Source organism: Pantoea sp. Ae19-2, assembly GCF_059801205.1.
The window spans coordinates 34,445-58,172 of sequence record NZ_JBCHWE010000002.1; the positions used below are offsets into that span (position 1 = coordinate 34,445).

General features: G+C 49.6%; 19 protein-coding genes and 1 pseudogene. 11 read left to right on the top strand and 9 right to left on the bottom strand.

What is annotated here, in order from left to right:
* Window positions 1-109 precede the first annotated feature (109 nt).
* A complete protein-coding gene (locus tag AAIE03_RS20830) occupies window positions 110-1,303 on the top strand; it encodes a diguanylate phosphodiesterase (RefSeq protein ID WP_014333035.1) in 1,194 nt (397 codons plus the stop codon).
* 486 nt (window positions 1,304-1,789) lie between these two features.
* The gene (locus AAIE03_RS20835; RefSeq protein ID WP_014333036.1) at window positions 1,790-2,560 is read left to right on the top strand and encodes a DeoR/GlpR family DNA-binding transcription regulator; all 771 of its coding nucleotides are present in this window, start codon (window positions 1,790-1,792) and stop codon (window positions 2,558-2,560) included.
* Between the two features lie 267 nt (window positions 2,561-2,827).
* Here the strand turns inward: AAIE03_RS20835 and AAIE03_RS20840 are convergent, their stop codons facing one another.
* Window positions 2,828-3,067, bottom strand: coding sequence for a hypothetical protein (locus tag AAIE03_RS20840; RefSeq protein WP_014598192.1), 240 nt, complete (start codon window positions 3,065-3,067; stop codon window positions 2,828-2,830).
* A 798-nt stretch (window positions 3,068-3,865) separates the two neighbouring features.
* Here AAIE03_RS20840 and AAIE03_RS20845 point away from each other — a divergent pair.
* Entirely contained in the window at window positions 3,866-5,632 is a 1,767-nt protein-coding gene (locus AAIE03_RS20845; protein ID WP_013028054.1) for a sensor domain-containing phosphodiesterase, read from the top strand.
* A 108-nt stretch (window positions 5,633-5,740) separates the two neighbouring features.
* Here AAIE03_RS20845 and AAIE03_RS20850 read toward each other — a convergent pair whose 3' ends face one another.
* Together AAIE03_RS20850 and ascF are read right to left on the bottom strand one after the other, a co-directional pair.
* The gene (locus AAIE03_RS20850; RefSeq protein WP_013028055.1) at window positions 5,741-7,171 is read right to left on the bottom strand and encodes a 6-phospho-beta-glucosidase; all 1,431 of its coding nucleotides are present in this window, start codon (window positions 7,169-7,171) and stop codon (window positions 5,741-5,743) included.
* Between the two features lie 29 nt (window positions 7,172-7,200).
* The gene (gene ascF / locus AAIE03_RS20855) at window positions 7,201-8,649 is read right to left on the bottom strand and encodes a PTS cellobiose/arbutin/salicin transporter subunit IIBC (protein ID WP_498563177.1); all 1,449 of its coding nucleotides are present in this window, start codon (window positions 8,647-8,649) and stop codon (window positions 7,201-7,203) included.
* Window positions 8,650-8,961: 312 nt separating this feature from the next.
* On the opposite strand from ascF, the gene AAIE03_RS20860 reads away from it, so the two are divergent.
* Window positions 8,962-9,969, top strand: coding sequence for a LacI family DNA-binding transcriptional regulator (locus tag AAIE03_RS20860; protein ID WP_013028057.1), 1,008 nt, complete (start codon window positions 8,962-8,964; stop codon window positions 9,967-9,969).
* Between the two features lie 5 nt (window positions 9,970-9,974).
* Here AAIE03_RS20860 and AAIE03_RS20865 read toward each other — a convergent pair whose 3' ends face one another.
* Both AAIE03_RS20865 and AAIE03_RS20870 read right to left on the bottom strand, forming a co-directional pair.
* Window positions 9,975-10,733: a DeoR/GlpR family DNA-binding transcription regulator gene (locus tag AAIE03_RS20865; RefSeq protein ID WP_033774751.1), complete on the bottom strand. Its 759-nt coding sequence runs from the start codon at window positions 10,731-10,733 to the stop codon at window positions 9,975-9,977.
* Window positions 10,734-10,769: 36 nt separating this feature from the next.
* Window positions 10,770-12,029: a DUF1479 domain-containing protein gene (locus AAIE03_RS20870; protein ID WP_014604585.1), complete on the bottom strand. Its 1,260-nt coding sequence runs from the start codon at window positions 12,027-12,029 to the stop codon at window positions 10,770-10,772.
* Window positions 12,030-12,252: 223 nt separating this feature from the next.
* On the opposite strand from AAIE03_RS20870, the gene AAIE03_RS20875 reads away from it, so the two are divergent.
* Complete coding sequence (locus AAIE03_RS20875; protein ID WP_014604586.1) at window positions 12,253-13,074, top strand: Cof-type HAD-IIB family hydrolase; 822 nt, start codon at window positions 12,253-12,255, stop codon at window positions 13,072-13,074.
* Between the two features lie 289 nt (window positions 13,075-13,363).
* On the opposite strand, the gene AAIE03_RS20880 is transcribed toward AAIE03_RS20875, so the two are convergent.
* Window positions 13,364-14,050: a RipA family octameric membrane protein gene (locus tag AAIE03_RS20880; protein WP_014333048.1), complete on the bottom strand. Its 687-nt coding sequence runs from the start codon at window positions 14,048-14,050 to the stop codon at window positions 13,364-13,366.
* Window positions 14,051-14,220: 170 nt separating this feature from the next.
* Here AAIE03_RS20880 and AAIE03_RS20885 point away from each other — a divergent pair, with 170 nt between their 5' ends.
* Together AAIE03_RS20885 and AAIE03_RS20890 are read left to right on the top strand one after the other, a co-directional pair.
* A complete protein-coding gene (locus AAIE03_RS20885) occupies window positions 14,221-14,532 on the top strand; it encodes a hypothetical protein (protein ID WP_014333049.1) in 312 nt (103 codons plus the stop codon).
* 189 nt (window positions 14,533-14,721) lie between these two features.
* Window positions 14,722-15,780, top strand: coding sequence for a diguanylate cyclase (locus AAIE03_RS20890; RefSeq protein WP_041457924.1), 1,059 nt, complete (start codon window positions 14,722-14,724; stop codon window positions 15,778-15,780).
* Window positions 15,781-15,878: 98 nt separating this feature from the next.
* Here the strand turns inward: AAIE03_RS20890 and map are convergent, their stop codons facing one another.
* Both map and AAIE03_RS20900 read right to left on the bottom strand, forming a co-directional pair.
* The gene (gene map, locus AAIE03_RS20895; protein WP_013028064.1) at window positions 15,879-16,664 is read right to left on the bottom strand and encodes a type I methionyl aminopeptidase; all 786 of its coding nucleotides are present in this window, start codon (window positions 16,662-16,664) and stop codon (window positions 15,879-15,881) included.
* Window positions 16,664-16,906: a ParD-like family protein gene (locus tag AAIE03_RS20900; protein ID WP_013028065.1), complete on the bottom strand. Its 243-nt coding sequence runs from the start codon at window positions 16,904-16,906 to the stop codon at window positions 16,664-16,666. Before AAIE03_RS20900 ends, map begins: the two co-directional genes overlap by 1 nt.
* 626 nt (window positions 16,907-17,532) lie before the next feature.
* Between AAIE03_RS20900 and AAIE03_RS20905 the strand changes: the two genes are divergently transcribed.
* From AAIE03_RS20905 to AAIE03_RS20915, 3 genes and pseudogenes are all read left to right on the top strand, one after another.
* A complete protein-coding gene (locus tag AAIE03_RS20905; protein ID WP_033766331.1) occupies window positions 17,533-17,826 on the top strand; it encodes a hypothetical protein in 294 nt (97 codons plus the stop codon).
* A gap of 130 nt (window positions 17,827-17,956) precedes the next feature.
* Window positions 17,957-18,158: pseudogene (locus tag AAIE03_RS20910) on the top strand (methyl-accepting chemotaxis protein); the annotation flags it as partial.
* Between the two features lie 435 nt (window positions 18,159-18,593).
* On the top strand, window positions 18,594-19,694 hold the full coding sequence (locus AAIE03_RS20915; protein WP_013028068.1) for a tyrosine-type recombinase/integrase: 1,101 nt from the start codon (window positions 18,594-18,596) through the stop codon (window positions 19,692-19,694).
* 61 nt (window positions 19,695-19,755) lie between these two features.
* Here AAIE03_RS20915 and AAIE03_RS20920 read toward each other — a convergent pair whose 3' ends face one another.
* Entirely contained in the window at window positions 19,756-20,151 is a 396-nt protein-coding gene (locus AAIE03_RS20920) for an H-NS family histone-like protein (protein WP_013028069.1), read from the bottom strand.
* A gap of 1,177 nt (window positions 20,152-21,328) precedes the next feature.
* Between AAIE03_RS20920 and fhuE the strand changes: the two genes are divergently transcribed.
* Complete coding sequence (fhuE, locus tag AAIE03_RS20925; protein WP_498563178.1) at window positions 21,329-23,542, top strand: ferric-rhodotorulic acid/ferric-coprogen receptor FhuE; 2,214 nt, start codon at window positions 21,329-21,331, stop codon at window positions 23,540-23,542.
* The last annotated feature ends 186 nt before the right edge of the window (window positions 23,543-23,728 follow it).

Genomic DNA, 23,728 nt, shown 5'->3' on the forward strand with positions numbered 1-23,728 from the left:
GTAGTATATTAATGTAAATTATTGTGCCTGTTCGCGAACCGATACCTGCATGTTTGGACAATAACTGATAAGCTATCTTCTACAATCACGACGACGTTGGAGCTGCCCTTTGCTGACCACCATTATTTATCGCAGCCACATTTCGGATGACGTTCCTGTTAAGACGCTTCCAGGAATGGTGGATGATGCCAGCATACTTAATGCTTCCCATGAAGTGACAGGCATTTTGTTGTTTAATGGCACACATTTCTTCCAGTTGCTGGAAGGCCCGGAAGAGGGCGTTCTTGCTATTTACCAACGTATCTGTGCCGATCGCCGACATCACAACGTGGTAGAACTGATGCGTGACTACGCGCCATCCCGTCGCTTCGGTAACGCCGGAATGGAGTTGTTCGATTTGCGTGAACACGATCGTTCAACCGTGCTTCAGGCGGTTCTCGATAAAGGCACCTCCAAATATCAGCTGACCTATGCTGACAGAGCGCTGCAGTTCCTGCGTACCTTCGTAGAAGCGCGTGAAAAAGAAAACTACTACGAGGTATTACCGTCAGAATACTGGGAATTCATTCCTGAAGCGCCTGCCTCAAGCGCGGCAAAATCCTCTCCTTCGGGTATCACCTTCCGACCGGTTGTTGATCCCCTTGCCAGGCAGGTGACGGCTATTGAGGCGATTACGGATACGCGCCACAGCGGCAGCGATCCCAATGGGTCGGATAAAAAGTTACATGATGCCGACCTTGATGCCGTGATTAAAGCTTTCGAGATGGCAGGCAGGGCCTGTCCGGATGAAATGACCCTGTATGTCAGCCTGCTTCCTATGACGCTGGTGGTCGTGCCGGACGCCGTTGCCAAAATTGTTGCAACCATCAACGCCTCAGGTCTGGTGCCGGAGCAGGTGGTCATTGGCGTCAGTGAAACCGAAGTTATTTCACGGCTGGAAGCATTTTCCGTGGCTGTCAGGGAGCTTAAAGCCGCCGGTATCAGCCTGTCCGTTGATAACTTCGGTGCGGGCTCGGCAGGATTGTCATTGCTGACCCACATTCAGCCCGATCGCATTCGTATTGATTCCAGTATCACCACGGATGTTCATCGAAGCGGCCCGAAACAGGCAGTTGTTCAGGCGATCATCAAATGCTGTTCAGCATTAGAAATCACGGTAATTGCCGCAGGCATCGTGAAAGCGGAAGAGTGGATGTGGCTGGAAGCCGCGGGCGTGATCAACTTTCAGGGCAGTCTGTTTGCGTCGCCAGATTCGGGGCAGTCCGATGCGGTTGCCTGGCCAGAATATCGTGACGCAATGTAAGTATGCTCATGCCGTTATAACATCATAGTCTGAACGTTTATCGGTAATCTATTCCTGGCAGCACGGAACGCTGCTGTTATTCCACTTATGCTCTACGTACCCGCCCTGTATTATCCTTCTCTCCTGCTACGCATTTTGAATTCAGCCTGAATATTGCCATTTTTACCGATCCGCTATCTTCTATCGCGAGTCATTGTTAATCGTCAGGCAGCCAGCAAGAGTGCGGGTGTGCTGTTGCGTAAGGGATGAATAACGATTCCTCGTACTCCGCGACAATATTTAATGTCTCCACTTTTCGTCAGAGAAATTAAAACGATTTTACCTGAACAGTCTGAGCAGGGTGGTCAGGAGGCGGGCGCATAAAGCGGTATTACTCACCAGTGAGCTGATTTAATCACCTTTCCAGAGATTACCTGGACACAAAAAGCACAGTTTGCGATCATGGCAGCATTACGGAAAATAAAAACCTGTTCAGGTACACATAACATGAAAGAAAACAGTCGCTTAGAATCGATCATGAATTATCTTAAAGGCAACAATCTGGTCACGGTTGAACAGCTTGTTACGGTGACCGGTGCGTCACCTGCGACCATAAGACGCGATCTGATTAAACTCGATCACGAAGGTGTCGTCAGTCGCACGCATGGCGGCGTTACCCTGAACCGGTTTATCCCTTCTCAGCCCACGACGCTGGAAAAGTCGTCGCGCAATCTGGCTGAGAAACACGCGATTGCACGCGTTGCGGCCAGTTTTATCAAAGCCGGTGATGCGGTGATACTGGACGCCGGTACTACCATGTTTGAGCTGGCGCGACAGATTACCCATATGCCTTTGCGTGTGATCACCAACGATCTCCATATCGCGCTGTTTTTGTCTGAGTTCAAACAGATTGAAGTGACAATTATTGGCGGTCGCATTGATGAAAGCAGCCAGTCGTGCATTGGTGACCACGGGCGAAAACTGCTTAATAATATTCATCCGGACATTGCCTTCCTGAGCGGTAACGGATGGGATGGGGTTAAGGGCGTGACGTCGCCTACAGAAGAAAAGGCCGCGCTCAAACGGGACCTGATCAGGAACGCCCAGCGCCGAATTTTACTGGCAGACAGCTCAAAATACGGCGCATGGTCGCTGTTCAACGTGGTGCATTTGAAGGAGCTTACGGATATTGTCACCGATGCCAACCTGGATAATGAGATCCGGCAAAGGTTGCTGTCAAACCCACTCCCTGCGCTGACGATCGCGGAACCCGTGTAACACGCCGTTGCCTATGGCGGTGTTGCAGACCCATCGGGTGCGGATGAGTGCGTGGCGGAACAGCGCGTTAACCGCGTGGCACAGATTATTGCCCGGGCATGGCATCAAGATTTGCCCAGAGGAGCGCGCGGCTGAGAAAGGATTAAGGGTTTGCGACAGGATAAATGCGTCAGGCAGGTACCAGGGTTGGCGCCAGAACACGACATCGCTGAACCGGCTGATAAAATATGCGCCTGGGTCACGCAACCGTTATCCCGCCAGCGAGCGTTACTCGTCTATCAGGGGTTTGAGATACAAGCGTGTATCGCCGTCTTCACCATGTTTTGGGTGCCAGACCATGGCTGCATTTTCATCGCCGATGTAGGTCATCCCCAAAGGTTCTATGACTGCATAGGGCCGCGCGAAAGCGGCCCGGTAGGCCAGTAACTCTTTTGCCATTGCCACAACCTGATGAGAAACGTCGTCGGGGTGGGTGACAATGTGATTCAACTGTTCTTCAGTCAGCATACTTCCATTCCTGAACACCCAGCCCATAAACGAAGCCATCTGGCAGGGGTTTTAAATCTGTTAATTATAGTCAAACGGGTTACCGTCAGCTTTCGTCATTGCTCAACGCTCAATGGACATGACCCATATTGGCTGTAGGGCGTAGCTTACTACGGGAAGGACAGATTTCGAAGGCCTGTTGACAGCGGTGCAGAAGAAAGGAAAGGGCAGCAGGACAGGCGTTACCTTATGCGTCGATAAATCAGACAGAAAAGACGCGACAGCTGGCCTGCGACATCTTGACTATTTATAGCCATATGATCGCGGTTGGTGTTGTTGGCTTCAACAACAGGTTGGCGCGCGTTTTATGCTTGTGCATGAGCCGCCATTTTTGCTTCCGCCCCCTCAGGCCCAGATAAGGAGGCGGTAACGCGTTACACAAAACGATCTGAAGAGATCGCTGACAGAGCGGTAAACGCAACAGCTGAACGCATTTCATGTTATAGCCTGCGGTTATTCAGGCAGGCAGCTGCGCTTTTGATGAGGTGAATGATAAATATGCCCGGAATAATCAGGTCGTTTATTCGATTGCTTCACTTTGGCTTGCAGTCATGTGTGATATCGACATAGCTGAAAACGCCAGGCGCGAGGCTGACGGCGCGGTTTCTCGTTAAAAATCTTAGAAAAAAGTTCCGGTCATGTTATACAGTCTCGCATAGCCCTTGTTTGCGATAAATCGTCCTTTAACAGGGCGCTAAATATTTAAATTTAGGCTAAATTAGTTTCTGCGTTTTTGCACCCGCACAAGGGGAGGCTGTTGTGCACAATAATCAAAGCGGCAATGACGAAAATCGTCTCAAAGCGGTTAAAGCACTTTTGTCACCTGATGTCACCAGGGATGAGGTGCTGGAAAAGTTTGTTCATCTTGCCGCGCAGGTACTGGGCATTTCAGGCAGTTTTATTTCTATTATTGATGATAAAAATCAATATATTAAGGTTTCCCGTAATTTCAATCTTAAAGAATCCGCACGAGAAGTTTCCCTTTGTCGTCACGTGATTGACGGTGACGGACAGCTCGTTGTGCAGGACACATTACAGGATAACCGCTTTACCTTTCATCCACTTGTTGAGGGTGAGCCGCACATTCGGTTTTATGCAGGCGTGTCGTTATCTAATCTGGAAGGGCTGGTTTTAGGCACGCTTTGCGTGACCGACACAAAGCCTCATACGTTTAGTGATGAGCAACTGGACACCTTAAAGTCGCTGGCAAAACTGGTTAGTTCTTTTCTGGATGCCTGGAATCTTGCCAGTTTCACGGACCTGATCACGCTTTTACCCAACCGGCCCCGACTTATTCGCGACATGCAGCAGTTGGCCGTCAATAATCCCGATCGTCGTTTTCGCCTGATCCTCATCGACTGTCTTGATATTCCACAGGCGTATGAGTTATCCCGTACTTTTGGCATTGCGCCGGTAGAAAACCTGCTCAGACAAATTGCCGGACTGGTCGGTGTTCGTCTTCAACTGCAGTCAGATGACATGCTGTATTCATTTGCGCCCGGCCGGTTTGCGTTAATACAACCTTATCTTGGTGGTTATAATGCGCAAAGCACCGTTGAGGTATTAACCAGCCTTAAAGCAGATTTAGCGGATAACATTACGATTGATATTGATGTTTATACGGGTGAGACAGAGTTTGTTTCCCGCGACATCGATGCGAATGAAGTGGTGCGCCAGGCGGTCAGTGCATTACACGAATGTATCCATCAAAACATGGGCGCCATGACGTTCGATCATGCTTATGATTCGCGTCGCACTGAAGATTTTTTGATTATGAACGATCTGGCTCAGGCGCTTAAAAAAGATGAAGGCCTGTACCTCGCTTATCAGCCAAAGGTCTGTTTAAAAACGGGAAAAACCGTAGGGCTTGAGGCTTTGATCCGCTGGCACCACCCGGAGAGAGGCGAACTGTTTCCGGCCGACTTTATACCGCTGGCCATTAAAACCAACCTGATTTCTGTCCTCACTGACTGGGTTATCGATCGCGTCATTATTCAGCTTAAGCAATGGAACAACGAGTTTGAACTTATCCCGGTATCCGTGAACGTCAGCGAACGTGACTTTTCCAGACCAGAGTTTGCTTCTGGCTTAGCCAGTAAAATGCAGGCGGCAGCCTTGCCGACAGCACTACTGGGCATTGAGTGTCTGGAAAACGAGCTCATTACGGAGAGTGATATCGCCATTAACGGGCTGGAGGCGCTTAAAGCTCAGGGATTTGTTATTTCACTGGACGACTTCGGTACGGGCTACAGTAATATCAGTTATCTGCAGGAAATCCCGCTAGATGTCATTAAGGTCGATATGTCTTTAATTGGCCGAATGGATGGCGATCATGCGTCAAGAATCATCGTGCGGAGTATTATCATGATGTTGAAAGAGCTGAACTATACGGTACTGGCAGAAGGCGTTGAAACTGAAGCCACGTTGAGTTTGCTGAAGCAATACGGTTGTGACCAGATACAGGGTTACTTCTTTTCGAAGCCGCTCCCGGCCAGCGATATCGAACACTGGTTGCTGCAGAAGTAAATGCCCTGAAGGCGACAGTCAGTGTCGCCTGAAAAGCAGGACAGACTGCTTCAGGGGGTTTTGCCAGCAGCGCTTCAGTCGGTTAAGAGGCTGAAGCGCGCTGTGCGATTAATCCAAATCCCTGCCGTTACTTGCTATCACCTTTTTATACCACCAGAAGGACTTTTTCCGCCGCCGGGCCAGCGTGCCTTCTCCACGATCGTCACGATCCACATAAACGAACCCGTAACGTTTGCTCATTTCGCCGGTTGAAGCGGCAATCAAATCGATACAGCCCCATGTGGTATAGCCGATAACAGGAATACCGTCTCCGATCGCATCGGCCATCGCCCGGATATGTTCGCGCAGGTAGCTGATACGATAATCGTCAATAATTTCGCCTTTCTCCGTTAACTCATCGCGTGCGCCCAGGCCATTCTCGACCAGGAAAAGCGGCTTCTGATAACGGTCATACATCATATTCATGGTGATGCGCAGGCCAAGCGGATCGATGCCCCAGCCCCATTCACTCCGCTGAATATGCGGGTTGGTGAGGGATTTCACCACGTTTGCCGCGCTGCTATTGTTGTCATTCATCTCGGCCGAAGCACATCGGGATGCATAATAGCTGAACGACACGAAATCGACGGTATGCTTGAGTATATCCGCATCACCGTCTGCCATTTCAATCTGAATCCCTTTTTCGCGGAAAAGGCGCGCAGCGTAGGCGGGATAAGCACCTCGCGCCTGAATATCAATGAAAAACAGGTTTTCACGATCTTTTTGTAGCGCCGCCCAGACATCGTCAGGTTTGCTCGACCAGGGATAAAAATTGCCACCTGCCAGCATGCATCCCACCTGATTATCAGGGTTGATTTCATGCGCGATTTTTGTCACCAGGGCGCTCGCGACCAGTTCGTGGTGAGCTGCCTGATATTTAACCTGCTCACTGTTTTCACCAGGTTCAAACACCAATCCGGCACCCGAAAATGGGCTGTGCAGCATGATGTTAATTTCGTTAAAGGTCAGCCAGTACTTCACTAACCCATCAAATGCGTCAAAACAGGTGCGGGCATAGCGGGCAAAAAACTCAATCATTTTACGATTACGCCACGAACCGTATTGCGTAACCAAATGCATGGGAACGTCAAAATGGCAGAGCGTCACTAAAGGTTCAATGCCATGTTTACGACACTCGGTGAACATATCACGATAAAAAGCCAGGCCCTGTTCATTCGGCGTGCTTTCATCGCCACGCGGAAAGATACGGCTCCACGCAATTGAGGTGCGAAAGACGGTAAAGCCCATTTCTGCCATCAAGGCAATGTCTTCCCGATAACGATGATAAAAATCGATCGCAGTATGGCTGGGATAGAATTCGTCATCGCGCAACTCAACGCGTTTTTCCTGCCCCAGCTTTACTGGCATACGCGTGGGGCCAATGGGGATCATGTCAACGGTAGTGAGTCCTTTCCCGCCTTCAAGAAAAGCGCCTTCTGACTGATTGGCGGATAAGGCACCGCCCCATAAAAAGCCTTCAGGGAATGTTGCTTCAGACATGAAATCCTCTTTAACAGGGTCATTAATGATCAGCTGGCGTTAGCCGCTTTCGTTTGTTCGGGGGATGCGCCAGGTTGTGATGGCGCCGGAGGGGTGGTTTCTGGAATATCGTCAAAACCCAGAATCAGGGTAAGAATGAACGACAGCACCACGGAAAGTACCATTACCGCGACAACCCAGACAATCGACAGGGGATTGGTCGGGTCAAAAAACTGGACGCTGGTAAATAAACCCGGTGAAGCCATTGAATGGCTGGCCAGACCGCCTATGCCGGCCACGGCACCGCAGATGAATCCACTGATCAAACTGGCAATCAAAGGGCGTTTTAATCGCACTGCCACGCCGTATAGAGCGGGTTCGGAAATGCCAGCCACAATAGCGGAGGCCGCCGCCGCCAGCGCGGTTTGACGTAATTCGCGGTTTTTTGTTTTAAAGGCCACCGCCAGCGACGAGCCGCCAAGCGATAAATTGGCGCCAATCTCAGAAGGCATCACCATGCCTTCTTTACCCGTCTCGGCAATGGTCTGGATGATGGTGGGAGTAAAAACCCGATGCATACCTGTCATGACCAGCAACGGCCACAGCCCACCCATAATGGCCACAGAAAGCCAGCCCAGATAACCGTGAATAGTGTAAACCAGAGCGGAAATCCCGCTGCCGATCCAGATACCAATCGGGCCAATCAATACAATGGCGATCGGCGCGGCGATCAACACGATCAACATAGGCTTAAGGAAGTTTTTTGTCACTGCAGGGGTGATACGATCCACCCCGCGTTCAATGTGAGACAAAATCCAGGTCATCACCAGCGCCGGTATTACCGTATAGGTATACTTCACCGCCGTAACCGGGATAAAAGCAAAGTCGACGTGTTGTCCCTGTGCTGCTTTAGCCATGAGGTCAATAAAGTTGGGATGCACCAGCACGCCAGCAATGGCGATAGCCAGTGACATATTGGTTTTGAATTTCAGCGCGGCAGACGCCGCCACCATAATGGGCAAAAAGAAGAAGGCACCATCACCTATCACGTTAAGTATGATTAGGGTTGATGAGCCTTTCTCAAATACGCCAGCCATATCCAGTATCATGGCCAGGAGCTTGACCATTGAACCGCCGATAATAGCCGGAATCAGCGGTGACATAGTGCCAACCAGCGCATCCAGAATGCCGGCGCCTACGCTTTTAAGCGTCATTTTGCGTTTCACGGGCGCGGCGCCGTCTGACTGCGGTTCGCCTAATGCCAGCACGGCCTGATAAGCCTTTGCTACCTCATTACCAATAATCACCTGTAACTGAGTATCGGTATGAACAACGCCCATGATGCCGTTAATGGCTTTCAGGCCGGCAAGGTCAACCAGACGGTCGTCCTTCACCACAAAACGCAGGCGGGTCATGCAATGGGTTACCGCACTGATATTAGTCAGGCCACCCAGCTTACTGACGATAGCCTGTGAAATCTCTGCATAATTTCCTGGCATGATTTTATCTCGTAGGGAAGAGGAAAGTGCGCTCGGGTTTCCGCTCTGGCCGTCGTGTTGTTGTTTTACTTCGCCAGTCAGCCTGCCTTACTCTGCATCTGACCCACGGTGCGGCTAAATAGGAAACCGGTTTCATAAAATCATGAAGAGATTTCACCTTTTAAACAAGAGTGTAAAATAGGCTGATGTTATTTTTGTGATGATAATCACTTTGAGTGGCGAAGCACGCGGCACGACATTAAGGCTAAATATTTCAAATAATGAAAGGCTTAGGTAAACTCCATTTACTCAGAAGATTCTGGCAGCGATAACATGACAACCATTTCACAAGTAGCAAAACGCGCCGGCGTCTCAAAAGCGACAGTTTCGCGGGTGTTGTCAGGTAAGGGTTATGTAGGGCAGGAGAAGCGGGAACGGGTTTTGCTGGCCATTGCGGAGACAGGCTATCGACCTAATCTGCTGGCACGTAATCTGGCAAATAAAAGTACCCAAACCATCGGGCTGGTTGTAACCAATACACTGTACAGTGGCAACATTTTCAGTGAGTTAATGTCTCACTCTGCCAGAATTATGGAGCAGCAAAATCGGCAGTTGATCCTGGCCGATGGCAAACATACCGCTGAGCAGGAGCGCGCTGCCATCCAGTTTCTGCTCGATTTACGTTGCGATGGCGTTATCATCTATCCGCGTTTTCTCAGCATCGACGAGCTGGATGCGATTATTTCGCAGCACAAGCAGCCTGTGCTGGTCATTAATCGTCGTCTGCGAATTAATGACAGCTTCTGTATTTACAGCGATCAGCAGGCAACCAGCCAGAGGGCCGTCAGTTACCTGATTGAACAGGGCCATCGCAATATTGCATTTATTACGGGATCACTGGATTCGCCGACCAGTCAGGAGCGACTTGCGGGCTATAAAACCGCGCTTCACACTCAGGGAATCGCAGCGAATCAGCAGCTAATTGTGCAGGGCAAATGGACGGCGCAAAGTGGGATGCTGGCGGTGAAAACATTGCTGGCGAGCGGACAGCCCTTTAGTGCTATCGTCGCCAGCAATGATGAAATGGCTATCGGGGCGATCAAACAGCTTACAGAAAATAATATTGCTGTACCTGGAACCGTCTCGGTCATTGGCTTTGATGACATTCCGCTGGCCCCTTATATAACGCCTGCGCTCTCCAGTGTTAAATTTCCCGTTACCGATATGATCAATGACACCATTAATCGACTGGTCTTTATGCTGGATGGCGGTGAATTAACGCCGTTTACTCCCTATCAGGGCAGCCTCGTTGTGCGTGATTCCATTACCGGCATCACCTGATGCCTTTACTGTGCTGAGTCGATCGCGACCTGTATTAACCCGATACCTTGCGCCGCGAGTCCGGCCACCACGTCCTGAGAAAGCCCCTTTTCCGTAATGACGTGACCGGGCTGAAAACCGGAAGACAGGGGATAAGGATGGATCTGCCCGAATTTAGAACTATCGGTCAGAACGTAGCTTTCTGCACCTTTAGCCAGCACGGCATCCACGACATCACATCGCAGCATATCCCGCCCGGTGAAGCCGGTTTCCGGGTGCCAGCCATCTGCACCAATAAAGGCCTTATGGAAGTGCATTTGCTGTACGCAATACCGGGTTAAGGGCCCCGTCATTGATTCGCTGCGCTTTTGCAACATGCCGCCCAGAATAATGACTTCACAGGCCGCGTCTTTAAGCAGATGGCCGATATAATGGCTTACGGTGATTAACGTCAAATTTTTGCGGCTGGCCAGCATACGTGCCAGCAGGGCGTTGGTGCTGCCGCCTTCGATCAATACAGATTCGCCATCGTTAATCCGCCCGGCAGCATAACGGGCGAGCGCCAGTTTTATCCCATAGCGGGTATGCATTCGCACGCCAACGTCGTCGCTGTCTAATGCCTGAGCCGCACCGTGAACCCGACGTAAAACCCGCTCTTCTTCCAGCAGGTTGAGGTCCTGGCGAATGGTAACCTCCGACACACCGGCCAGCTCAGCCAGTTCGCTGACGGCGACGTTGCCTCGGGTATTAACCAGTTCAATAATTTTCTGCTGACGTGTATTCATCATGGTTCTCTGCTCTGACGTTGAGTCTCGCTGGTTTCAGGCTAAACCCAGTCCACGTTTACCCACCGAATTGAGATCGGCGAGGGTAAACCGGTTCTTCCAGCCGGCCTCGTAATGTTCAGGCGGAAAATCAGCAGGGGAATGACCCTGCTCAAGTGCACTCGCCACCTGATGCGCATAAGCGCGGTTTTTATCACACATTGGCGCCGCGGGAATATACATAACGTTTCCCCATCCCTGTTGATTTTCAACCGGTGCGACCGCATGAATCAGGTCACAGTGCCACCATACCGAATCGCCTGCGGTGATCGCCGGTACGGAGCATAATCCTTTTACCAAATGCGGGTGCCATTTTTCACTAATCGGGAGTACGCGCCCCGGTTTAACACCACATAATTCATCGTCAGCGACATCCGATAACAATGGGCGCAGCAGCACATATGCAATGGCCTCCGGTACGGGAACCACGTGCAGTAAGCCCTGACCCGGCATCATATCGGACAGCGCCGTCCATCCCTGAAACGTCCGGAAAGCCGAGCATTTTGTGGTATCCGGAACATCAAACTCATCCACTTCGCTGCGATGAGCAGCATGCCACGGGTCGTAATGCTCAAGATTGCCGTCAAAAATCGATCGAAAAACGCGTTGGTAAGCGGGCAACAGCCAGCGTTCCAGCGCGCCGGAGTCAGTGTGTGCGCCCAACCCTTTCGAGGTCGTTCCTGGCGGTCGCCGACGAATGCGATCCGGATAGATAAGATTCACGTCCGGATCGAACCATTGCTGGCCCCCGGATTCAAACGTCCACAGGCGATTTAAACATGACTGCACCTGGGCCATTTCAGGACTCTGGCGCGCCTCCATTTGTGCGTGAGACCAGTAAATGGGATAGATTTCAGGGCGGGATGCTTCCAGGCTGCCGAAGAAATTATCGCCCGGGCCGCGGTACTGTGCATCAAACTGATTTTCGTCCAGGTAACGCAGCATGGAGGTATCCCATGCCAGCGCCTGTTCCCGAGGGAAATGCTGCTTAACCACCACACAGCCACGGCGCTTGATGCTTTCTCGGGTTTCAGGCGTCAGCCCTTGGGTGATCTCCTCGGGTGAAATAACCGGCCAGGCGCTGCCGTTTAGCCGCTCTTCCGCTTTTGCGTCGCTTATCGCCTGCTCGGTTCTCTGGCAAACCTGCCTGAATAAGCCTTCAACATCGCCAATCTGCTGACGGATCTGCTGTTTAAACTGGCGGATGGCGGCTGAAATATCCGTGGGTAACGCTGTGTGCTGAAGCTTTACATTCATGACTGCGCCCTTAACAGTGTTTTCATTTTACATATGAAGGTTTATTTCATTTCATTCGAAAGTCAGCACTATGTTTAACAGATTGCTGTTGGTGAAAACCGGAACTGGCGCACAATGTGAGCGAACAGAAGGATTTTTGATGACTGGAATTCTCATTATCCCCTTCAACGAGTAAGCTTAAAAATGAGTGAGCCTGTTCAGGCCGGGAAAAAGGGGGATGACAATGGCAGTAAGGATGATTGCAGTGGATATGGATGGGACGTTTCTGGACGAAAACAAGCAGTACAACGTCCAGCGCTTTTCACGCCAGTACGCCCTGCTAAAGCAAAAAGGTATTCACTTTGTTGTCGCCAGTGGCAATCAATATTATCAGCTACAGCGCTACTTTCCTGACATCAAAAACGACATCGCGTTTGTTGCCGAAAATGGTGCGTGGGTATCAGAAGGCGATGATGAAATTTTTTGTGGTGAGCTGGCAAAGGAAAGCGTGCACCGCGTGTTGGATATCCTGGCAAAAGAGCCGGATATCAGCACTGTCGTTTGTGGACGCAAGGGCGCTTATGTCCATTCTTCAATGCCAGACAGCGTTATTCAGATGCTTAACAATCATTATTACCGACTTGAAAAGCGCGATAATCTTTATGATATCGATGACACCATTTTTAAGTTTTCGCTTAACCTGGCCAACGAAGGCATAGACAGCCTGATGGATCGTCTGCATAACCAGCTCGGTGAAATCGATCATATTATGCACCCCGTATCGAGCGGCTATGGCTTTATTGACCTGATTATTCCAGGCTGTCACAAGGCACATGGTATTGCTTTGCTGCAACAAAAATGGGGCATCAGCGATTGTGAGGTGGTGGCCATCGGCGACAGTGCAAACGATATCGAAATGTTGCGCCAGGCCTGTTTCAGTTTTGCAATGGCCAATGCAGTTGAGTCGGTTTCAGCCGTTGCGCGGTTTAAAACGGAAAGCAATCAGGATGAAGGGGCGCTAAACGTCATTGCCAGAGTGCTGGCGCGCGAATTCCCTTTTGATTAACGCCGCAATGGCGGCTTTTCAATCATGAGCGCGGAAGGGGAGCCTCTTCAAAAACAAACTTAACGTGACGCTGTCACTTATTTTGCCTGCTTTTGATCTTTTCGGACTGTATAAGGTGCTGGCAGGGGATGTCAGTACCGCGCAAAGAAACCGCATGCAAAGACAGGTTAATGGGAATAGTTACAACATACTTTAAATGATTTTCTTAACACCGTTCGGTTAGATCGACGTCGTCTTTGTCTGGGCAAGAAAATCACGAAAAGCCCGGTCCAGGCCGGGCGGGCAGGCATTATTTATCCGCTTTCTTCTCATCCTCAGTGCCTGATGGCTCCGCTTCAGCAACGGACAGCCAGGGCTTGAGGAGTTGAATATCCAGAATGACGTAAACCATCGTGCTAATAAATAACGAAATCACGCTACCGAATACGCCGCTGGTGGTGAAGGTCAGATAGTTATAGATAATCAACCAGGTCAGGCAAATGAACAGGGAAAGGGCAAGCATAATCGATGAGAGTGAATAGTTGCTGGTGCCGGCACCTTGTTGGTGCGTCAGTTTAAACAGGTTCCCGAGGGTGTATTTTTCCAGCATCAAAATCGTTTTTTGCCAGTTACGGCGTTGCCGTGAACCGGCGCGAACAATAAACAGATACAGTACGGAGATAAAAAAGCCTGAAAAGGCAATCAGTACCGGAACAGCCTCCAGAGCATACTCAATGCTTTTGTGGCTTGCGCCAGCCGGGCTCAGGTCCAGCGTTAATGAGGCGCCCAGTGCGGCATACAGAAAAACGAATAGCGCCAAAAAGGTTATCGTGCGCTTCCAGTCCGCCTCTGCTTCGCGGTTCTGTTGCTGGAGGGCGACGGTAAAGGCGCGTTCGATATGTTCAGCCTGAGGTGAGTGCATTTCAATCGCCTCTACCGTTTCATCCAGCAGGGCAGTGATAAAAGGTTTGTGGTCGTTGTGCAGGGGAATTTTCATGACGTCGATTCTCGTTGAAATTTCCGCTTATTTTAGTCTGCCTGAAGGGAAATGATACCTGCTTAACGTGATTAACCTTGTCAGACTGAGCCACTTAACTCGCAGGTAATGCGCTTTGCGAGCACGGCATGATGTACACTGCTTATGAACTCACCACGAGGAAAGCGATTATGAATGACAAGAAAATGATTTCCATCGATCAGTTCAGTGATGAAGAGCGACTCGCCGTTAATGAAGTTCTTCAAAACCTGATGCAGAAGCACCGTCAACGCACCGGCAAAGAACCTGATGCAAAAAAAGAGAAAGAGTTAAACAGCGAAGCTCGTCAGCAGGTCATGGCCGATAAACTTCTTAATGAAAAGTTAAAAGCAGAAAAAGAAAGTAAAAAACCGCTCAGGAAAAAGAAACCCTCTTCGCTAACGGCCAGCGAAGTCGGCGATTTCAACTGGTCCGCCTCAGTGGCTAAAGGCCGCAGAAGATAAAATAACGCCCAGTCGCGCTAAGGCCTGACGATATAACATGGATCGTTGGGCCATGTGGACCCGGGCAAGTCATCGGCATGAGTCATCTTAACGGCAATAACAAATAAAGGGTAAAAGTCTTAAAAATTAAAGCGCAGGGCGTTTTTTGTGGATAAACTGCGCTAAATATATTGTCAATTACGCGTGCGAATGACCTATTACTCACCTGATGATCATCATCTTAAAATGCGATCCACGCGATTTGTCCGTCGCATGTTTGCCATGCGCCAGCTTGGCACGCTTTTATGTTTTTTGCCGATTGCATCCGTTCTCCTGGAACTGGGGAAAGAACCAGCGATATTGGTATTACTGATTAGCAACGTTCTTATCTGGCCTTATCTGGCATACCGCCTTGCCGTAAAATCACGGGACTCCACCGCGCGGGAGCGTTCAAATTTAACGCTGGATGCCGCATTTGGCGGTATCTGGATTGCGCTGATGGCCGTGAGTCCTATGCCGTCCTTTGTCATCATCGCGGTTTTGATGGCCGACCGTTACGCCGCAGGAGGCTGGCCTCAGTTGCTCTCTGCTGCGCAGGCATTTCTGTTTGCCTTTATTCTGGTATGGACGATTGAAGGCGCGCCGGTTTTGATGGAGTTTAGTACGCGCACAGCATGGCTTACCCTTCCACTGGCCACATTCTATATGTTGGCACTCAGCGTTGTATCACACAATTTGACGTTGAGCCTGCGTCAGAAGAACCGTGAGCTGGAGAGAATTGCGCTGATGGATCCCGGTCTGGAAATCCCTAATCGTCGTTTGTTCGAACGCCGGCTTGAAAGCGAGCTTTTGCGCACCTTGCGGGGTGACACCAGAGCGTATCTGATACTGATAGATGTCGACCATTTTAAAAACGTTAACGATACGTTCGGTCACGAAGCCGGGGATTTTTTGCTGGCTGAAATTTCCGGCCTGTTACGTGACAGCGTAGGTATGAAAGACATTCCGGCACGGTTTGGCGGAGATGAACTTGGCGTTATCATTCGTGATTCGAATGACGTTGACATCATCAGCCTGGCCGAATCGCTTCAAAGAAACATTGGGCAATTACGCCTGCCTGCTTCTGTAACGTTCAGGTGTTCAGTCAGTATTGGCATTGCCAGTGCTGATAAAGCCGACTCAATACATGAGTGGCTGCGGCGCGCTGATAAAGCGTTATATGAAGTGAAACGATCAGGGCGGAATGGCCTGAAATTATGGCGGGCCTGATCCCCAGCGGAACAACGCATCGCGGGGTTTGATAACGTCCATCCGTAGTACATCACCAGACCGTCATCAATGCCGCCTCCTCTGAGGCGGCATAAGTATCAGATAGCCGGATAGTCGCCAGTGCCTTCAGGCCAGGGCGTGAGCAGGTCAAAGCCCGTCTCGGTGACGGCGACGGTATGCTCCCACTGGGCAGACAGCGAGCGATCTTTTGTAACCACCGTCCAGCCATCAGAAAGCACACTGGTCCCTGCTTTTCCAGCATTGATCATGGGTTCGATGGTAAAAATCATGCCTGCCTGTAAAGGCATTCCTTCGCCCGGCGTGCCGTAGTGAAGAATTTGAGGTTCGGTATGATAAATCTCGCCGACGCCATGACCGCAATATTCCCTGACCACGGAAAAACCCGCGCTCTCAGCAAGGCGCTGAATAGCGGCGCCAATATCGCCCAGTGTCGCGCCCGGGCGAACCGTTTTAATGCCTGCAACCATGGACTGATAGGTAATATCCACCAGCCGTTTTGCACGCACGGATGGCGTCCCCACAAAATACATTCGGCTGGTATCGCCATACCAGCCATCTTTAATAATGGCGACATCAATATTCACAATATCACCTTCTTTTAATGTTTTGGCCGCCGGGATCCCGTGGCAAACAACATGGTTAACGGAAGTACAGGTGGTACGGGTGTAACCGTGATAACCGATATTGGCGGGCGTAACGTTGAGTTCATTGACAATAAAATCATGACAGATATCGTCCAGTTGCTCTGTCGTGATCCCCGGGCGTACATGAGGGGTGATCATCGCCAGCACCTGGGCGGCAGCATGCCCGGCAGCACGGGCTTTTTCAATCTCTTCTGCAGAATGGATCTTAACGTTCCCCATTACACTTCTCCTTGTGGGGTTAAATCGGCATGATGTAGTACCTGGCGAATATCGGCACCGCCGTTCATTTCGATGCGGATTAATGTTTGAGCAAGCTCGTGTTGTGTCAGCTGGGGATACAGCTCGGCCAGCATGCCCAGTTTTAACCAGTGCTCAGCCTGCGCATTTATTGAGCGGCTCATCGCCTGGCTGGCGATGCGTAAGTTTTCATGCATCAGATCGGATATTTTTACAATGCCCATGTGAAGCCTATATGTAATGTATACGTTTTATATATAGGTTACGCTTTTTGCGGTGACAGTGAAAGCTGAATTAACCGGTTATAAAATGCTTAAAGCGCCATTCTTCCGGTAGCGCGATGAATTTCTAACTTAATGACACAGTCTGAGTGCGTATTTAATCTGTTCTGATCTCGCGCCTTTTATTGGCGTGCCGGGCAGAGTTAGTCTTTGATGTGACCGATCAGCAAAGTCACACACCATTCTCTGACCGGGTTAAACATGCGGTATTACCCAGGTTAACTTTTCATGTTACTTAGCAGATCATGAACCATAATCTACTGTTGAAAATCTGCGATATTGACGCATCACGCCTGTTCCGTCCTGGCCATCGCGCTAAGGTCTGCAATTCATGGGTTGGGTACAATCAGACAAAGATTTGTCTTTGTCTGATTGTTGCCGCTGCTTCAGTTACAGGCCGGTTGCGGATGTCCGTTGACAAGACGCGGTGTGGATTGTGCAGAGTGGCGGTAATGTGCGGGAGGTTTAACGCAGGCGGTGGTATTTTATCCGGGGCTCTTACGCCTTAAAACAGCATCATAAAAGGATTACGCGTGTCCACGTTGCACTTAACCACCGGGATTAACCTTATGAGAGCACTCTTCGTCACAGGCCTGATCTTTGCGCTAGCCGCATGCTCCAGCTCAGTGGGTCGCAATGTTGATACAGCAACCGTTCAGAAAATCAGGCCAGGCCTGACAACCCGAGCGGATCTGATCGCGATGTTTGGCCCGCCTGATACGGAATCCCCGTATCCCAACGGACAACAGTTACTGATGTGGAAATACAGTAAAGCCCGAGCGCTGGCTACCTCGGCAGGTGAAACGCTCACGGTACAGACAAAAAATGGCAAAGTGTTTAACTACACCTTCAGTAAAAGCTGACGTTTTATCCCGATATCTCTGCGCACAATAAAAAACGTGATTGTATTGCCAGGTTAACACAATCGCGGATCTGTGCAGGGAGTTAACGTATTCCTCTTCGTTCAGGAGGGATGAGATGAATAAGCCCATCGTGGCAACCGGCACCGGAAAACGTATTCTTAGAATTGTCGGTATCGCCGGTGAGCTGGCCGATGCCATGGATAATATTTCGCTGTCCTTATCAATACAGGCAGGACATTTTTCAGGTCAGTATTGCCGTTAGCCAGATGGATGCTGCCACGCAAACGCACGCTGTATTTGTCGAAGAATCCTCTCCAGTCTCGCAATCTTAATCTGAGCAGATGTACGCTATGGTGAAAACCTCCGCTTAGCGCGCCCGCCCCGTCATTAACGTGTTTCCCGTTGTCTCGTCAGCGATGACGGGGCAACGCCATGTTGCGCTTGCTGCACAGCGCCGCGTAAAGCCCCCACATCCTTCGGCGTGTTAAGTGCCGGGCAATCCAGTGAACACCTTATTCCCCTCTGAAAATCCCGACGGCAATGCCGATTTGAAGAAAAACGTCTCTCCTGGCGAATGTCACGGGGAAGGGCAGTCTCTCTGCGTAGCGTCGAGGCGTTAACACAGTCATTGCCGTTTTGCTCTTTGCCTTGATTCCTTTTCAGAATCAGCGTAGCGACGTCTTTGTGACTCCAGACTTAACAGGTCTGGAGTCACAGTCGGCAGAAAGGTAGAATCTGCAATACGGCTTTATTATCTGGGAAGGGCAGTGGCTGAAATCAGCATAAATACAAGGTCGCCGCATGTCGGCCATCACGTCATGGTATGGCTGGAGCAGATCAGAAAGGCTTCGCTGTCTGAAGTCGATAATTTTGGTGACGAGGGCACGGTCGAGCAGGTCATTAAGGTCTGGGTAAAGCTGTCATTACTCGTTACGCGTCGCCGTCCTGAAATCGCGATTTCATCCCTTCTCCGGCATGTCTTACCGAATATTGGCTCACTCCCGCTGAAGAATCTGACGCGATTACGACTAAACAGACTATATAACATACTGATTTCAGAGGGTAAAAAGGAAGAGGCGCGGCGCGTATTCGCGTTGACAAAACAGTTTTTATCCTGGGCAGAAATGCAGGGTTATCTTGAGCATTCCCCTGTTGCTTCAATGAAAAAACGTGACATTGCAGGCCGTGCGGCCTCACCGCGCAGTCGACAGTTGTCGGATGCTGAGATTTGGGTGTTCTGGCATGGGCTGGACAACTGGGCACTTTCTGAACAGGCCCGTTGGGCACTGCGGCTTTGCCTGGTGAGCGCGCGACGACCAGACGAGATCGTTCAGGCTCGTAAAGCAGAATTTAATTTACAGTCAGGGCTGTGGAAACAAGGTACGCGAAACAAATCGCAACGTGAACATACGTTGCCGGTCTCTTCCCTGATGCGCCTGTGTATCGAGTCATTGTTAAAGGCCAGCGATCCTGCTTCGCCCTGGCTGGTACCGGCACCACGCGATGTGATGCAACCGCTGTCAAAAGGTGCGCTTAATCAGGCTCTGCGACGCATGTTGCGCGCACCGCGCGGCCTGGGACTGGAACATTTTACACCACGTGACCTGCGGCGAACGGCACGCTCAAAGTTATCTGCACTGGACACGCCCAACGACGTGGCAAGAAAAATCATGAATCATGCATTAGAAGGGATAGATCGTGTTTACGATACGCACGACTATGTCGTGCAGATGCGCGCTGCACTGGAAAAGTATTCGGAATCATTACAGGTAATTATCAACAGTGATAGTTACCATTTTCTACATCATCGTTATGAAGGTGAAAGGCTGAAATTAGACAGTTCCTCTGTCATGGTCATGAGCCTTTAACGGGACAGTCAGGCTGTTTCCAATAAAAAAGCGGTGTCCTCATCGACACCGCTTAATTATGTCAGATCAGGAAGTCATCGAGAGAACCGCCTGCATCCAGGGCCTTTTTAATAGGCGATGGTGTACGGCCCTGACCTGTCCATGATTTCTTTTCACCGTTTTCGTCGGTATATTGATATTTAGCCGGGCGCGGGGCACGTTTAGCTTTTGTTTTAGTTTCTGTAGGTAAATCCATCAGCTCAGAAATATCGATGCCGTCATTCATCAGCATTTCTTTATATTTAGCCAGCTTGTCTGCTTTTTCACGCAGCAGGGCTTGCTCAGCTTCTTCTTCTTCACGGCGTTCAGCGACAACGACAGAAAGCTTTTCGAGCATCTCATTTAACACATCAAGCTCAATTTCCCGGGCTTGTGCGCGTAAAATACGAAGGTTATTTAATGCTTTGAGCGCATCCATTGATTAATCCTTAAATTACAGCGAATATTTTAAACAGAGCCATTCTACGAAAAATATTCCCAGAAGGAAATATCTCTTCAGGCCGAAATGTACAAATTTGTTACTGTAAAGATTATTACTGACTTTCAGAACCTGAGAAACGGCATAAAGTTTAAGAATACATTGATGTTTTAAACATATTTAAACCGCCTCATGCCAATGAAAGGCGAGCAGGTTCTACACAACATGAATTATAGAATCTCTTTTTTAAGTTAAAAAATCAATGAAAATCAAAACCTAATACCTGGCTATCTTGATTTGTCGTCAGGTTGCAAACCTGGAATGATGTGATTTGTCTCGTCAGAGAGAAATGATAACGTATAGTTAATAATAGCCACCCTTAAATAAAAGCTGGTCTGAGCGGACGAAATGCCTTACTAAAAAAACCGCTATTGAGGATAACGTTTTGTTATGTGTAAATCCTGATTTTGATGCCAGACATCCCTCAAACCTTCCTTAACCCGACCGTTGCAGCTGTTGGCTGCTTTGCGAAGGTGAGAAACGGCTTTACCCGATCTGAGAAAAATAGCATTCCGGATTTCGCAATTACAAAAACCCGATAAAGCAACCTGTAACCTGTGGCAGGCTTCATGCCAGACGGAACGTTTTCTCTGTCAACCCAACGGCCATAAGTCTGTATTATCTGAACATAAGCGAAGCGTCAATAAGGGCAATAACGTTCACATCACCGTTGTTAATAACAGCCTTTACCCATTTTTTCCATATTGTTTAAACCTGCAGTCCACCTGTCTCAGATAATGACCGCATTATATATAAGGAAAAAAGACATAAGCGAGTGTGAGAAATAATTCTGTTCACACAGGGGTAAAACGGATGGCTCAAAAATATCCAGGCCAGCTAATTTCAGCGTTACGTCACGCGCTCGGGTTCAGAAGTACTGTGCCCGACTTGCGCTAAAACATCTGCATTATCAACAGAATACACACATCGGCTTTTCTGACGCTTTTAAATATAAATGTTAACAATAACTTGCAATGATAATCTAAATGAGTATATTTCTCATTTGTTTTTACATGTTATTGTTTTTGTCCTTATTCCTGATGGCCAGCCCGCACGGTAGTTAACTGGGACTGATGCAGGGCAGTGGCAGCTAAAAAAAAGAAAACGAGGCGTTAGAATGTTTCTGAATATCCCCCTCCTGAACAGGGATCGCGTGAAGGCCACTTTTCCTCTGGTTCCCTCACGCTTATCACTTTTGGCAACCCTTGTGGCAGGCGTATCTTCACATAATGCGTTTGCAGAGACGCCATCGGATGTGAATACGAGCAACCCGACGCTTATCGTTACTGCGGCTGAACAGCCGGTTTCCGAAAATACTTCCTCGGACTACAGCGTACCTGTTACCCGCGCGGGCAATAAGTTACTTTCGACCGTGCGCGATATTCCTCAGTCTGTAAGCATCATCAGCGCGCAGCGCATGAAAGACCAACAGCTACAGTCGTTAAATGATGTTCTCGACAACACCACGGCTATTCAGACCAGCACAGCGGATATGGATCGTAAGACCTATTATTCTCGCGGGTTTTTAATCGACAATTACCTGATTGACGGTATTCCTACTGTATTCGAAGAACGCTGGAATTTGGGTGATGCACAGACGGATAGCGCATTATATGAACGCATTGAAGTGGTCAGGGGTGCAAACGGGTTATTGACCGGTGCCGGTAATCCTTCCGCTGCCGTTAACATGGTACGTAAACATGCCGACAGTCATCAGCCAGAAGGCGAGATATCCGCCAGCTATGGCAGCTGGAATAAACAGCGTTACGTTATGGATGTGCAGTCCCCGTTGAATGCTGCAGGAAATGTTCGAGGCAGAGTGATTGCGGGTTATCAGGATAATAATAGCTTTATTGAGCGTTATGGTGCTGAAAAGAAATTTGTTTATGGGGTGATTGATGCCGATCTCAATGACGCCACCACATTATCTGCAGGCTATGAATTTCAGCAGCTGAATACTGACAGCCCGATGTGGGGCGGTTTACCGCGTTGGTACACAGACGGTAGTAAAACCCATTTTCGTCGCGGCTTTAATACCGCCCCTGACTGGACTTATAACGATAAAGAGAGCAGAAAACTTTTTGCCCGGCTCGAACACACTTTTGCAAGTGGATGGCAATGGACCCTTAACGGCACCCATGATCGGTCAACGCTTAACAGCAAAATGATGTATATCGCCGGCTATTTTGACAAAAATACGGGTGCTGGCGTTTCTCCCTATGCGGATTATCCTGTCGTTGCGGGCACGGGATATAATGCAGCCAAACGTCAAGTCGATGCCGTGGATACCTTTGCCAGTGGCCCTTATCAACTCTTCGGACGCACCCATGAATTAATGGTCGGTGTTAGCTACAGCAAACAAAAAAACACTTATTACGGTACTTTTGCGAATATCTCGCCAGAAGAATTGGGGAATTTTAACCTTTTTGACGGCCAGTTCCCGGAAACGGATTGGGCGGCGCGCACCCTGTCCCAGCAGGATATTACCCGACAAACCTCGGGCTACCTTGCCACCCGTATTTCACTGGCGGATCCGTTAAATCTGATACTGGGCGCACGTTACACCCGTTGGAGCAAAAATACACTGACCAACGATATGGAAAAAAATAACATCACGCCTTATGCGGGTCTGATTTATGACATTGATGAGAACTGGTCAACGTACGCCAGCTATACTTCCGTGTTTCAACCGCAGTCATATCGTGATCTCTCAGGTGCCTATCTGGCGCCGGTTATTGGTAAGAACTACGAAGCCGGCGTTAAATCTGACTGGTTCGACAGCCGCTTGACCACGTCACTCTCGGTCTTTCGGGCTGAGCTGGATAATGTGGCACAGACCACCGGTCGCATTATTCCGGGTACCACCGAGTCAGCGTATGAAGGCAAAAATGGTACGGTAAGCCGAGGAATTGAATTCGAAATTAATGGCGCAATCACAGATAACTGGCAGATGACCCTGGGAGGCACGCGTTATATTGCCGAACAGCGTGATGGCACGGCGGTAAAACCCGACTTACCGCGAACGCAGTTAAACGTCTTTACGCGCTACCGTTTACCCATGTTCCCTGATCTGACTGTGGGTGGCGGAGTGAAATGGCAAACGCACGTCTGGAGCGATAATTCGGCACCGGAAGGAAACGGAACGTGGCGTGCTGAGCAGGGCAGCTATGCGTTAGTCAATTTATTTAGCCGCTACCAGGTGACGAAAAATTTTGCTGTTCAGGGCAATATTAATAATCTCTTTGATAAAACCTATGACACGAATGTTGCGGGGGACATCGTTTACGGTGAACCCCGCAACGTCTCTGTGACTGCCAGCTACCGTTTCTGAAGACGCGGACTTTCACCAGTGAGCGCCTCACCCGGGGCGCTTGCTTCCCCTGCTTTTTCCCCTTCGGCCCGGCGCAAATCGCTGATCCATCACGTTTTGACGTAATTGCCAGGCCAGAAAGTCAGGGATTTGCGCTACACTGACCAGCGTTAATCCTCCATTCTGCCGCTATGATAGCGCTGTCTG